This is a genomic window from Butyrivibrio sp. INlla16 (assembly GCF_900104155.1).
Classification (GTDB): domain Bacteria; phylum Bacillota; class Clostridia; order Lachnospirales; family Lachnospiraceae; genus Butyrivibrio.
Genome location: NZ_FMYB01000001.1, coordinates 32669 through 46704 on the forward strand (window position 1 = coordinate 32669; position 14036 = coordinate 46704).

Genomic DNA, 14036 nt, shown 5'->3' on the forward strand with positions numbered 1-14036 from the left:
ACAGGGGGAGAAAACAGTATGAAAAAGTATTCCAAAAGACTCAAATATATAAGTCTTGTCTCTACACTTTGCTTAATGGCAAGCACTTCTGCATGTGGAAATAAAAAAGAAAGTACCACCATCGATGATAACTATCGCACCACTTACGAGATCTTCGTGTACTCCTTTTGTGACAGCGATGGTGATGGAATCGGGGATCTGCAGGGCGTGATCAACAAGCTTGATTACATAAATGACGGAGATGATTCTACAGCTGAAGATCTTGGTTGTAATCAGATATGGCTTATGCCGGTTTGTCCATCTCCTACATATCATAAATATGATGTGACCGATTACTGTGACATCGATCCCGAGTACGGAACCATTGATGATTACAAACAGCTCATTGAAGAATCTCACAAGCGCGGAATCCGTGTTATCAATGACATGGTTATGAATCATACCTCTTCTCAGCACCCATGGTTTAAAGAAGCTTGCGATTATCTGAAGAATCTGCCTGAAGGTGCAGAGCCCGATTCTGCGGAATGTCCCTACTTTGACTACTATAATTTCTCAAAAGAGTCTGCGACAGGCTTTGAGAAGCTTGCAGGTACCGACTGGTACTACGAGTGCAGATTCTGGTCCGAGATGCCTGATCTCAACCTTGATAATGAAAAGGTTATAAATGAATTCTCAGACATCGCAAAGTTCTGGCTTGATCTTGGATGCGACGGTTTCAGAATGGATGCTGTCACGTCATTTACAACTGATGATACCGATGCAAGCACAGCTGAGCTTAAGAAATTTGTAAGTGCTGTGAAGACCTTAAATCCGGATGCTTACATCGTAGGTGAGGCCTGGACCAACTCTTCGACCTATTCCAAATATTATGCAAGTGGTATCGATTCGCTCTTTGATTTCGATTTTTCCGGAAGTGAAGGTGCCATCGCTAAATGCGCAAAGAGCAAGCTCAAACCTATAAAATACGTACAACAACAGATTGACGAGGATAAACTCTTTTCATCTTTTTCAGAGGATTATGTGAACGCCCCCTTCTACACCAATCACGATATGGCAAGAAGTGCAGGTTATTATATTGGAAAAAATGCGACAGACAGCACTAAGCTAGCCGGAGCGCTGAATCTCCTTATGAGCGGTAACGCCTTCATATACTATGGTGAAGAGCTTGGAATGAAGGGTTCCGGAAAAGATGAGAACAAGCGCGCTCCCATGCAGTGGGGCGAATCGGGTTCTGAAGGCATAACCAAAGGTCCTTCCGGTATGGATAAAATCGAGATGACCTATGGTACCCTTGAAGATCAGAAAAATGATGAGTCTTCTATTTACAATTACTATAAAAAAGCAATCAGAATAAGGAATGCTTATCCTGCAATAGCACGTGGGAAGTGCGCTATCCTTGATCAGCTTTGCGGCGATCGCTGTGCTGTATGGACAAAAGAAATATCAGATACAGACTCTGTTATTCTTATTGCTTTGAATAACGGTAAAGAGCCGATTCAGATCGATTTAGCCAAAAGTGATGATGCTGATGGCTTCAAGACTTTTGGAGCATCTCTTTCAACCGGTGGCGAAGACGCAGTACTGGATGGGAACACCCTTACTCTTCCTGCCTTTTCATTCGCGGTTTTGACAAAGTAAAGCCCTAAAAAGCGCGTAGTAACAGCACACTATTTTTAGATGTAAAAAGTTCAAAAAACATGTTTACATCACCATATTACTGTGATATAATTTCATTCGTTGGCGACATAAAGCGTCAAGGATAGGGGAATCATACAATGGCTAGTATTGCGGTCTCCAAAACCGTTCATGCGGGTTCGAATCCTGCTTCCCCTGCTCAAAACAAAACCGCTTAATCATAATGGTTAAGCGGTTTTATTGTTTATAAAAATGATATAGGTGTCAAAAGTATCTTTTGACACCTATATCATAGTAATTATTTACTTACCTTGAAATTAAATGTAACGTGCTTCGCAAGAATTGCCAAAGTGTCGAAGAAGATATATACTGTATCACCGGCATTAAGACTTACTGTCTGCTTTCTTGTCTTAGGGAACCGCTTGTTGCCTGATCTGCTTGCAAAATAACCTTCACCGGGAGCGTTGGTCTTGATATTATCGTAAGAAGTAAGTCCATCAACACCATCAGCCTGCTGCTTGTATAAAGTGTAGAATCCATTTGCATAGCTGCCATTGGGTGTACTTAACTTAGATAATGTGAATGTATAATCCTTTGTAGCAGGAGCTGTGAATTTTACATATGATAAACCTCTATGATTCTTTTGCTTGAGCTTGAATTTGTAGCTCTTGCCTGCTTTAATCTCAGTTGCACATGAATTTGCAACGCTTACTGTGAGGTTACCGACATTATTCTTGATTGACTTTAATGTCTTTACCTTTGTTTTAGCTTCAACACTTAAAGGATTGGCTAAAACAAGTGCCGCAATAAGTGCGAGTGCCAAAAATCTTTTTGCGACAGCACTAACTTTTAAAAACTGATTTTTCATACTTTTTCCCTCCGGATATAATATTTAAATGATTATTTCTTAGCTTTTGCTTTTACAAGGCTTACTGAGTAGAACTTATTGTCGATATAAATATGTTTTCGGAAGTATAACATCCTCTCTGTAAAGTACCAGCTTGTCGAATACTGCGCCGGCATCTCCTGCATAGAGCGTGATAGTATTTATCCCCTTATGAAGGCTTACCTTAACACTTTTTGTATGCTCGTGTGAAAGGACGTCGTCGCACCACTGCCTGCATGGAAAATCTGTAAAATAGCCATCTTTCAAGGCGTTTTCGATTATAATTTCAGATTCATTTACTGCGTAGCCAAACTTAAGGAGTCCCCCTTTTACTATGGGATTAGTCATGGCAAGATGGAAATCCAATGTATAAACACCATCATCTTCGACAAGTACATTGTATTTCACCAAAGGAGCCTTTCCATCAAGGATTTCCTTTTTATCAAAATTTGAAGTCGAAGGGAATACCTTGATTGCAGGCTTGCCGCTCTTTCCAAGATAATCCACTACCTTAAAGCCAGCTCCGCGCACATCTTTTTTCTCATGAAAACACTCAGCATTTACTGTGATGATTCCACATTTTTCCATATAGAGGTTTTCTCTACTATAACCATCAGGGTAGTTCTCCTTGTCAGCTTTAAAAATGATGTCCACATCAGTAAAAGTGCCATCATCAAAGCTAATCTTCACCTTGGCTTTTGCCTCGATTTTTCCGGTTATCAGCTCTCCCCTTTTTGCAAAACATACAGTTTTCCTTCCGTCACTTGAAGTGCCGTTATCGTCTTCTGCTATGAGATTTGCCACTCTGCTTCGCGAAACTTCTACTCTTCCCTTAGCATTCTTGCAAATAAGCCAATCAATATCATTCTCAATTTCATAAACGTAACTCACATCACCTCTACTGTCAATATCAAGAAAGACTTCCGTAGTTTCAGGTCTTGTAAATCCGTAGCTTACAGGTGCAGGCGGGCACTGCCAATGAGCACCATAGTTTACTATCTTTTCACCCCTGAATGACACTGCTGCCTTAGGCCCGTGAATTGGCGAAACAACCGATACCGTAGGGTATGTCCAGTTATATGCATCCCAGCTTCTGAAATTAGTGTGATCAGAGCTCATCATATGTTTCCACTTGCAGTCATTAAACTCATGGAACTCATTAACATATCGGATATCCTCCTCGATCCTTTTCCTGACAGACTCAGCATAATGATTTGCATAGACGCAGCCTCTAAGAGCAAGCTCTCTATTCATACCTGCTTCAACATTCATAAGCACATTGTTAAGGCTTGCTGCAGCCTGATAATAAATCATACTCCTGTATGCAGTAAGTGCTTCATCTCTAAGCTCTCTATTTAATCTGTCAGCAGTATCAAGTATATCCCTTGCATCTCTCCAGACTCTGTCTCCCTCCATGAAGTTCACGGGATGATATACATCCGGATTCATAGTCTCCGGCGTTCTCTGCGCATTGAATCTCGTATAACCCTCGAGCACCTTAGCGATATCTTTTTTCTGCTCATCGCTAACACCGGGAAATTGCCTGTTAATCCAACCATAGACATACTCCTCTATCTTATTAACAGACTTTTCACCATATTTTTCATAGTCATATGCCATATCCATGAAAAATGAAAGCGGATACTCATTGAGCTTAAGGTCGCCCACATTCACAATCCACATCTGCCTCACTCCTGATTCGTAAGCAAGGCTCATCTGTTCCCAGGTCTTAGTCAGTCTCGTACAATTGACCCATTCATAGCTGACAGGAGCGCCATGATAATCAAAATGATAATACATTCCAAATCCGCCCGGATGATTTCTTGTATCATCGGTAGGAAGTGCTCGAACATGACCGTGATTATCATCACTAAGTAAAAAGATGACATCCTTAAGCTCATCCCAGTCCTTTAGTCCCTCGGTGTACTCATCACCAAAATAGTAGTCCTCTACCTCTTTGTAGATAGCGAGCATCCTTGGCACCATTGAAATATCCTCATTCACATTTCTTCTGATAAGGTCATCCTGAGTCTTAATAGCCTTCTTTATAACCCTGATATTATCTGAAAGTGTAGCATCCTCAGGCATGAGCTTTGAGTCCGCCTCACCGCGCATACCTATGGTAATCACATTTTCGAATGCCTTATTCCTGTTTATTCCGTCCTCCCAGAACTTTGTAATGCCCTCTTCATTTGATAAAAAGCTCCAGGTGTTATCGTCACTGTATTTTTTATACTGCTGCTGCCACTCGTTACCTGTTCTGCACATAGGCTCATGATGAGACAGCCCCATCACTACGCCAAGCTTATCTGCAAGTTCAGCGCTAAGAAGCCCCGGACCATCCTCCGAGAAATTGGAATTCCACATGGCAGGCCACATGTAATTGCCCTTCAGCCTTAGAAGGAGTTCAAATATCTTCCTGTAGCACTTTGCATTCACATCGCCGAATTTCTCTGTAGCCCAGTTTCCAAAGGCAGGCCACTCATCATTAATAAAAAATCCTCGATATCTAACAGAAGGCTCCTTGGATACAATGTCTTTATCAAGCTTTAGGATTATCTCGTTCTTTTTAAGTGGTGTCACATCTCCAAAATAAATCAGCGGAGATACTCCGCACATCTCAGAAAGTCTGAACATTCCGTAGATTGTTCCGCGTTTATCACTTCCTGCAATCACAAGCATCTGCTTTACATGACCATTCTCAGGGAAAGGTTCATCAACAAGTGATATCTTATAGACTTCACGTTTACCTTCTATGTCCTTTGTCGTTATCTTTCCAAGGGACTCAAGACTGTCAAGAACCGGGCTGTGTCCACAGGTAGCCATGAGAATGATATTTTCACATGAACTTTCAGAAACGTTTTCTGCCTGCATGTCCAATATGCCCCGGATAATCTCAGGCATTATACCGGTCACACTCTGTATGTCCTCTGCGACAGTTTTTCCTATTAGTTTAATCCCTTCAAAGCTCTCCTCTTCGATAAGAAAAGTGGCAGGTATATTGTTACTGAATATAGTGAATTTATCCATATTTATAATTATCCCCTCATCCGTCTGCTACGCTGACACCTTCCCCCTAGGGGAAGGCTTTAATTAACTTCACATCCTTCCCAAGGGGAAGGCATGATTTTAGAGTGCTGCTTTAACTTCCATCTCCTCATATTGCCTGGAGAAGAGCTGATGATAATAACCGCCGATATTCTTCATGAGTTCCTTGTGGGTTCCGCGTTCTATTATCTTTCCGTCTCTTACAACAAGTATGAAATCGGCATCAACCACAGTTGATAATCTGTGGGCAATCATAAAGGATGTTCGACCTTTGATAACAACTGATATGGCATCCTGTATGGCTTTCTCTGTCACGGTGTCAATGGAAGAAGTAGCTTCATCGAGTACCAGTATTCTGGGATCTGCAAGAATAGCTCTTGCAAAGGACAGGAGCTGCTTTTCACCAGTCGATAGCATATCTCCGCCCTCTCCGACATCACTGTCAAGGCCTTTCTCCATCCTGTTTACAATTTTATCAGCAGATACCAGCCTGAGTGCTTCCCATATCTCCTCATCAGTCGCATTCGGATTGCCATATTTCAGATTTTCTCTGACACTTCCCGAGAAAAGATGCGGTGTCTGCAAAACATAGCCGATGTTACTGTGAAGCCACAGCTGCGATCTCTCTCTTGCATCCCTTCCGTCTATAAGCACCTGTCCTGAGGTAGGCTCAAAAAATCTGCAAACGAGGTTTACAAGTGTGGACTTGCCTGCTCCGGTCTCGCCGACAATAGCTACGTTACTTCCCTGCGGAACCTTCAGATTAAAATGTTCCAGCACATACTCGGTTCCGTCGGGATAGTGGAAGGATACATCCTTGAACTCTACATCTCCCACCAGTTCTTCCCAGTTTTCCTTCTTAGGATTAAAGGTATCTCCGTACTTCCTGACAACCTCCGGTGAATCAGCAACATCAGACTCTGTGTTAAGTAGTCTCGTAAGTCTCTCCACATTTACCTGAACAGCAATAAGTTCGGAAATCGTAACAATTATATTCTGTATGGGTTCAAGTATTCCGAGCGCATAGGATAAGAAAACCGAAAGCGTTCCTATCTCCATAACACCCTCCATCGTAATCATACCACCTCTCCAAAGCACAAGAGCCAGCGCACAGGACGAAAGCATTGTTACCGAGGCCGTAAACATTGCAGAAAAGTGCGTCGCATGAACTGCGGTTTTTCTATACTTCTCTGTATCCTCCATGAAATCTTCCTGAATCTTCTTTTCAACAACAAGTGTTTTTATTGCCTTGGCACCTGTAATGCCCTCATTGAAATTACCTGTTATCGTTGAATTCAGCTCTCGTATTTTCCTGTTAAGCACGATAAGATGCTTCTGGAAATAAATAACAAGCACTATTGCAATCGGAACAAGTGCAAGAACGTATAGCGCAAGCCTTACATTAACCGTGAGCATAACTATAAATACAAATAATATGTAACTGCCGTTCCAGACTATATCCATCATTCTCCAGGCACACATCATACCGATTTTGCCTGTATCGCTCATAACTCTGGCATGAATATAACCGACATTGTTCTGGTTGAAGTATGAAAAGGACAGCTCCTGCAGATGGTTAAATGCTGCATTTCTAAGATCCCTGTCCACAGACATCTCTATTTCGCCGCACATATACGCACTGGTAAAGTCCATAATCAGCTTAAGTATAAGAATAACAGCGTAAACAAAAGCAAAGATGCCTATTCCTTTAATCGTTCCCCTGGCAACGAAATTATTTAGTGCATATCTGTTAAAAAGCGGTACAACCGAATCCACCAGACTTACCATACTCCCCAGAAAGACCATAACTGCCATCTTGGGCAGATACGGTTTCAAAAACGGCATAAGTCTTGGTATTCCAAACCACGGAAGCTTGGTGACGGTTTTATTGGTATCATTTTCAGGCAATACCTTCACCTCCTCCCTGAATCTGTATGTCATAAATTCTGCGGTAAAGGCCGTTTTCAGCAAGGAGCTCGTCATGAGTTCCTTCCTCTACCACTTTTCCGTGACTAAGTACTATAATTTGATCCGCATGCATCAACGTCGTTATTCTGTGAGAAATAATGATAGTTGTAGCCATTCCCGCATACTTATCAAGTGCTGCCCTTATCTTGGCATCCGTCTCCGTATCAACAGCTGAAAGCGAATCATCAAAGATCATAATCGGCGGGTTAGTAATGAGCATCTGCGCTATCGCAGTCCTCTGCTTCTGTCCGCCTGAAAGGGTTACTCCACGCTCTCCTACGAAGGTATCGTAGCCCTCATCGAAATTTTTAATGGTGTCATCAAGCGACGCCATCTTAGCAGCTTTTCTGACATCCTCCATCTTAGCTGACTTACTGGTAATTCCGATGTTTTCAAAAAGCGTTCTCGAAAACAGGAATGGCTCCTGAAGCACGAAACCGATGTTTTCCCTTAAGTAATGCATCTTGATTTTGCGAATATCGACTCCGCCTATAGTAATGCTTCCACCACTCTCCGGAAGGTTGTAGAGTTTGTCAAGAAGGTACATAAGTGTCGATTTTCCGGAACCCGTTCCTCCAAGCACACCCACAGTCTTCCCTGCTTCAACCTTAAAGCTGACGTCCTTAAGAATCTCTGCTGTCCCGTTTTCATAAGTAAAGCTCACATGATTAAACTCTATATCCTTGTTAAGCGGTGGTTCTCCGGCATCCTCGTCATCCTTCTCCACCTCGGAGTTCATGATATAACGAAGCCTGTCAATGGAAACGCCGGCCTTACTCATCTCGGATATAACACGCCCCAGAAGTCGCACAGGCCAAGAAATCATAGCATTGTATGCAACGAATGCTATGAGCTCACCCACTGTAATTCGCCCCTGTACGCAGAATACAGAACCCATCACAAGTACCGTCATACCCTGAAAGCCTGATATCAGATCATTTGATGTCCAGAAGGCTGCCAGCAACTTCATTAGGTGAACCCACATATTAGTATATTCTGTGTTCTTTTTCTCAAAGCGCTCACGCTCGAACTTCTCACGTCCAAACGCTCTTACCACTCTGACTCCGGTCAGGTTCTCCTGCGCTATAGCTGAGAGCTTTCCCTCCTCGATATCCGCATTTTCAAAGGCACTTCCGATCCTGTTATGAAAGAAAAGCGAATACAGTACGATTACCGGAATGAATGCTGCTGAAATCAGTGAAAGCTTCACATCTATCTGAAACATGAATGTTAATCCGAGCCCTATCATGATCACAATTCTGAAAAGTGCGGTCAACTGCTCAGAGAGAAAGTTCTTGATTGTCTCCACATCTGATGTACATCTCTGAATAATGTCACCCGTATGGTTCTCACTGTGCCATGAAAAGGGCAGATGGCTGATATGCTCAAAGAGAATATCTCTCATCCTACATATAAGCTTTTCAGCAGCCATCGAGTTGAGCAGCTTATTGAGATACCTGAAAACAGCACATAGAAATGCTATGATAACTACAATAAGAGCCATCATAGCTATATGCGCCCTTAGATACTCTTTTCCACCTGTGAAATCGACTATCATCTGCATATAAAACGGCATGCGGGAATTTGAATCCCCGATTAGATAATCGACCGTATACTGTATGATTTTGGGATTAACCATATCAAGAAAAGCCACCATTATCGAAAAGATGACTTCTGAAAGGAATAATGCTTTACACCCTTCTAAAAAATACAGGACCAGTGATGTTTTAGTAGTAAATCTTTCGTCGGTATTTTTCATAGTCCTCCGATCTATATGGGCTGTGGAAGGGCGAATACAGACAATAGCCAATGGCACGGCATTGGCCCCAAGATTATCTATCGCCTCCGCAAGGCTTGAATAGGCCCCCTGACGTGAGTAGCCGCCTCCCTTTGCCCTGAAATAATTGTTGTGTATATAGAAGCCGTCAGCCTCTTTCGAGATATTTACTGTATGAAGCTGATCTTTGATATTATTTACATTCCAGTAAAATGTCACGATAAAAGTACGATATCTCTCGCCAAAGGAATTGATATCCTCCTTTTTTCTTGTGGTAAGCTTTTTTACTTCAAAGCCCCTGCTCCTAAAAAATTTGCACGGCGCTGACGGAGTAATTCCAAAGCCACCCTTAAGTGCAATCCCTTTTTGTTCGAAATATCTTATAAGATAAGGTATAGTATCGCTCTTATCGCCGAGACTCCTAAGTGCGTTGTAGGTTGCTATTATTTCACAGCCCGAGTAAGACATATCTGATTTTTTATGAGTACCAAATAAGACACCTGTCCACTCCGACTGGTTCTCTATGTGCCCGGTATTCTTAAGAAAACGTTCTGCATGCTCTGAAAACAGCCTGCTGTTTTCCCGGAAATGCAGTTCTCTTATCCGTTTCTTTACAGGTCCCGAAAAGAATGCAATAATGGAAAAAAGAGCCAGAACTACTGAATTGGGCACAAATCTAGGAATTATTTTTTCATATAGTTTATTAGTTTTTGGCATTTACTTTCACCACGGCTTAATTTTATACGAAAACTCACTTTACATTTGTGGTTTTCCATTATTTAATATATAAGGTTGCAATTATTCATGTACAAATAAACATTTTATTCAAACGTATGAGGGCGCTATGAATATCACTGCTTTAGCTCAAGGAACAGAACTCACCGTGAGCACACTAATCGATAATATGCCGGTAAACATTAAGACGAAAGCTATCTCGGTTATGGAAGACTCACTTCTTGTCGGTCCGCTTAAATATCACGGACAACCCATACCCGCTGCTACTCAGGCTACAGCAATATCTAAGATGCCTTCCGGTATTTCTATAAATTTCCATCTTGAGTCAGTTATTCCGTATGAAAACTGGAATGATACATATTATCTTCTAAAGGGAACCGAAGCGATATCCGATGCAGATAATCAGAGAAAGGCTGAAAGATATGTAATAAATGCCCTCAGCAAAGCAGTTATAAATCATGTGACTACAACAAGCGCTATTATCTATGATATTTCTATTCGCGGTTTATCACTTCTTCTCGGAAAATCCGCCACAGCAAAAGCCGGTGACACAATAAGGCTTACCTTTAAGCCAGCCGGTTATACAAAAGCTTTTGAGATGAACCTTACAGTTGTACGAAATTTCAAAATCGGAACCTACGACGCAGTAGGCTGTAAGATGCGTGGTATCGACAGTCAGCTTATGACCTACATCCTCTCTGTTAAAAAGCAGAAAGATGAGATCAAAAGAGCTCAGTCCCTTTCAATGGTTACCGTTCATGATGAGTCTGCTCAGGATGAAGCGAATGCTGTGGTTCAGTAATAGGTATAAAAAAGGAGTTGCCTTAATTATAAGTCAACTCCTTATTTTTATCATCAGTCTCAACCTGCTGCAGGTACCATCTCGTCCATAACTTCTGAATTATCTATATTCTCATTTGATATAAGCTCATCCGTCTTACGTGGAGCGCGGACTCCGAAGCTTCCTTCGTATCGCTGTTCCTTCAGTATCTTACGGATAGCCTGAAGATCCTTGCTCATGTCCTCGCGTCTCTTACAAACGACTGTCGGAACACTTCCGTTTCCCATCTCAACCATATAGCCGGCTTCAGAAAGGATTCTCTGAATCTTCAATTTATCTGTGGTACGAATCTCTGCAGGTGTCTTATCTTCTCTCCCCACTACAAACCTCCTATGAATCACAATTAGCAGAATTTGTGTTTAAATCATTTCCTACCACAAAATATAGCACATTCGAAATAACATTGCAAGAATCGGTATTTCTTTAACAAACTAAAAATCCCATAAATTCTGGGATTTTCTGAATTTGACTACGGTAATCCGTTAATTTTTATTTCTGCTTCACACATTACAGATATAGTTTATAAACATAATATTTTTACTTTATGAACCGTCCATATTTTGGCAACATATTTATCTTAATATAAACACATCAGAGATGAAGAACATCTTCTGAACCCCAAAAAACTTTTTTCATACAACATGGCCATGCGACTCCCCATCGCATGGCCACCTCCCATTAATGGGGATTTTATTTTGTAATCAAATCTGTATTTCTTATTTCCTTTGTGTAGATCTTCACAAAGAAGTCTCTTTCATCTTGCCTGAGCATGCAATTGCCGGTGCTGTCGACCAGATAGCTGTGACCGCTTGCCGTGCTCACTGTATGTATTGATCCCAGATTGTTATGCCACTCATCCTTATGCTGCTCAGTTGTGTAATCCATGGCCTTTTCATAGACGAGGTACTGCTCCTTACCGGGTTTTATAACCAGAATATACTTTTTGTCTTTTTTTACCTCTATCTTTTCAGTTAAAGAAAACGTGTGATATCCTCCGGTAATCGATTTGCAATCCATTGTTATGATTGGGCTTCCGAACACACTAATACTGTAATAATCTGCATTTGAACCATCTGTTTCTCCCGGAATCTCGTAGATGCTTACAGTATCATTTGAAAGAGTACTCATCGTAAAGTATCCGAAGGCTGAAAGTTCCTCATCACTTTCCGGTGAAAAGACAATTCCATACTCCGCGTTATTTTTATCAAACATGTAAACTACATTTTCCTGGTCGATTATCGGATCCTTGATATGTGTCAAAAAACCTGCATACTGATAATTCGTATCATACCAGTTATCATCTTCCGGCATTGCACAATCATACGCAGCAACATTGTTATTACACAAGATACTGTCCTCGTAGGACAGATAAAAGTAACCCGATGCCCCGTATCTGGTACCCCAGCTGTTCCTGCAGATAAAAGCACCATTCTCTGAAGGTTTTGTAATGAAGTTTGCAGCAGGGTAGTCGTCATTCCAACCTACTATTAGTACTTCATGATCGGCATAATTTCCGTTTCCGTACTTTTTATAATCGTACAGCGCAACCTTTTTGCCTGTCCAATAGTCATCATCAGCGCAAATACTGGCCGTCACGCTTCCGTGCTTTACTATCAGCCTTTTTATAAGTTCCCTGTTCTTTTCTGTAGCCGGAACTTCCATGACATTCTGGACATGGCAAACGGCATTCCCATACGCATCAGTAGGTACATCAGCATTTTGCGTATAAAAATCGTTCTGACCTCTGAGAACATGTATTGAATTCGTATTTTCATCCACAACAGGACCTTTCCAGGCTGTCAGAATACTAAGGCAATAGTCAGTAACACCTCCAACGGATAAATAGCCGGTGTCATACTTGCTTAAAAACCCATCACCCTCTTCATAGACAAATTCGCGATAGTCTTCGTCGATACCACCGCCTGCAGAGCCTTCGGCTTTATGCATGTTATAGTATGCTCCGTGCTTCTCCGATAGGTTAAGCGAATCCGTCTCAAGATCCTCATGCTTCTTTAGAAGATCGCTTTCCACAGCCCCGAGCGCCGCAAAATTCCAACAAAGTGCAGTATCACCCTGATTCCTTACAGCTGTTATATAATCCCTGTTATCAGTTTTATCGGAAGTATAAAAACTCGGCAATTCCGTATCGTCCGATATCGATTCATAGTCTGTTTCTGTCCCATCTGCAGCGGTTATAAGGTCCTCATCAGCATCATCAATAACAATTGCTTCGCTCACCTCAAGTTCTTTGATATCAATCGGTTGTAATTCTTCTATATCGATTTCTTCGCCGTTTTCTTCACTGGCTTCTTCCTGAGCTTCATCACTTGCAGAAATATCATCTGTTTTACTTTCAGAAAGCGCAGACTTGGTATCCTCATCCACTTGAGTTATTGCTCTTGCAAGCTCAGAAGGATGCTCACCCTCCGGTATCTTCTCAAAGAGTTCCGGAGGATCTTCGTTTTCCTCACTATTTGCGCATGCACAGATTGCATATGTAAACAATACCGTCACTGTAAGCCTTATCACAGTGACGGCCATTTTGTTTTTCGTCATCCTCTACCCCTGATAAGTTTTAAAGCATCACGAAGAATCTCTTCGTGATCGAATGCAAGGTCCTTTGAATAAAAAACATTATCACCGCAGGAAAGCTTTACTCCTTCCGCAGTATCCTCAATCTTATACCATCCGGTGGCATCAGCATCGTCACCCGCTATAGGCTTTACCTTATTTTCATCAACCTCTGCAAGAAACGCAATAGAAATTGTCCAATCCCTGGGGTCTCTCCCGGGCTTACTGTAGACTCCGACAAGCTCAAGGTCGCTTGGAGCCATTTTTACTGCAGTTTCTTCCTCAAGTTCTCTCGAAGCCGTTTCTTCTATACTCTCCCCGGCCTGGGTAAATCCTCCCGGAAGTGCCCACATGCCTATGCATGGATGGTTTCCCCTCTTTACAAGAAGCAGTTTTCTATTATTAGAATCATTTGTTATTATACAAATATCAGACGTAACAGATGGTTTTTTCCACTTGTCCGGATTGTAATTCTTTAAATATTCCTCTTCTGTTAATCCGTTTTTATCTTTAAGTAAATCGCTCATAGCATCCTCCCCAAATAGCTGATTTAAGCCATATTTTCATTATTTTAA

At 41.7% G+C, this 14036-nt stretch carries 9 protein-coding genes and 1 tRNA gene; 3 read left to right on the forward strand and 7 right to left on the reverse strand.

The genetic code is table 11. The features are described from left to right. Positions 1-18 precede the first annotated feature (18 nt). Both BLR42_RS00130 and BLR42_RS00135 read left to right on the forward strand, forming a co-directional pair. Complete coding sequence (locus BLR42_RS00130; protein ID WP_091865473.1) at positions 19-1638, forward strand: alpha-amylase family glycosyl hydrolase; 1620 nt, start codon at positions 19-21, stop codon at positions 1636-1638. 123 nt (positions 1639-1761) lie between these two features. After that, positions 1762-1833, forward strand: a tRNA-Trp gene (locus BLR42_RS00135). Positions 1834-1933: 100 nt separating this feature from the next. Here the strand turns inward: BLR42_RS00135 and BLR42_RS00140 are convergent. From BLR42_RS00140 to BLR42_RS00155, 4 genes are all read right to left on the reverse strand, one after another. After that, entirely contained in the window at positions 1934-2503 is a 570-nt protein-coding gene (locus tag BLR42_RS00140) for a hypothetical protein (RefSeq protein ID WP_091865476.1), read from the reverse strand. A 75-nt stretch (positions 2504-2578) separates the two neighbouring features. Then, positions 2579-5551 carry a glycosyl hydrolase 115 family protein gene (locus BLR42_RS00145; protein WP_091865479.1) on the reverse strand — a complete coding sequence of 991 codons (2973 nt, stop codon included), beginning with the start codon at positions 5549-5551 and terminating at the stop codon, positions 2579-2581. Positions 5552-5650: 99 nt separating this feature from the next. Next, entirely contained in the window at positions 5651-7477 is a 1827-nt protein-coding gene (locus BLR42_RS00150; RefSeq protein WP_242879143.1) for an ABC transporter ATP-binding protein, read from the reverse strand. Then, the gene (locus tag BLR42_RS00155; protein WP_242879144.1) at positions 7470-10031 is read right to left on the reverse strand and encodes an ABC transporter ATP-binding protein; all 2562 of its coding nucleotides are present in this window, start codon (positions 10029-10031) and stop codon (positions 7470-7472) included. The genes BLR42_RS00150 and BLR42_RS00155 overlap by 8 nt, the downstream gene beginning before the upstream one ends. 127 nt (positions 10032-10158) lie before the next feature. Here BLR42_RS00155 and BLR42_RS00160 point away from each other — a divergent pair, with 127 nt between their 5' ends. Beyond that, positions 10159-10851 (forward strand): PilZ domain-containing protein, encoded by a 693-nt coding sequence (locus tag BLR42_RS00160; protein ID WP_091865483.1) that lies wholly within the window; start codon positions 10159-10161, stop codon positions 10849-10851. Positions 10852-10910: 59 nt separating this feature from the next. On the opposite strand, the gene BLR42_RS00165 is transcribed toward BLR42_RS00160, so the two are convergent. From BLR42_RS00165 to BLR42_RS00175, 3 genes are all read right to left on the reverse strand, one after another. Further along, the gene (locus tag BLR42_RS00165; RefSeq protein ID WP_026497721.1) at positions 10911-11210 is read right to left on the reverse strand and encodes a hypothetical protein; all 300 of its coding nucleotides are present in this window, start codon (positions 11208-11210) and stop codon (positions 10911-10913) included. 370 nt (positions 11211-11580) lie between these two features. Further along, complete coding sequence (locus BLR42_RS00170) at positions 11581-13446, reverse strand: C1 family peptidase (RefSeq protein ID WP_091865486.1); 1866 nt, start codon at positions 13444-13446, stop codon at positions 11581-11583. Continuing rightward, the gene (locus tag BLR42_RS00175; RefSeq protein WP_091865489.1) at positions 13443-13988 is read right to left on the reverse strand and encodes an NUDIX domain-containing protein; all 546 of its coding nucleotides are present in this window, start codon (positions 13986-13988) and stop codon (positions 13443-13445) included. Before BLR42_RS00175 ends, BLR42_RS00170 begins: the two co-directional genes overlap by 4 nt. Positions 13989-14036: the final 48 nt, after the last annotated feature.

Excerpts from the sequence above, each read along its gene's own strand:
- BLR42_RS00175 (WP_091865489.1), bottom strand. The coding sequence starts at position 13,988 with ATGAGCGATTTACTTAAAGATAAAAACGGATTAACAGAAGAGGAATAT.
- BLR42_RS00130 (WP_091865473.1), top strand. The coding sequence starts at position 19 with ATGAAAAAGTATTCCAAAAGACTCAAATATATAAGTCTTGTCTCTACA.
- BLR42_RS00160 (WP_091865483.1), top strand. The coding sequence starts at position 10,159 with ATGAATATCACTGCTTTAGCTCAAGGAACAGAACTCACCGTGAGCACA.
- BLR42_RS00140 (WP_091865476.1), bottom strand. The coding sequence starts at position 2,503 with ATGAAAAATCAGTTTTTAAAAGTTAGTGCTGTCGCAAAAAGATTTTTG.
- BLR42_RS00145 (WP_091865479.1), bottom strand. The coding sequence starts at position 5,551 with ATGGATAAATTCACTATATTCAGTAACAATATACCTGCCACTTTTCTT.
- BLR42_RS00155 (WP_242879144.1), bottom strand. The coding sequence starts at position 10,031 with ATGCCAAAAACTAATAAACTATATGAAAAAATAATTCCTAGATTTGTG.
- BLR42_RS00170 (WP_091865486.1), bottom strand. The coding sequence starts at position 13,446 with ATGACGAAAAACAAAATGGCCGTCACTGTGATAAGGCTTACAGTGACG.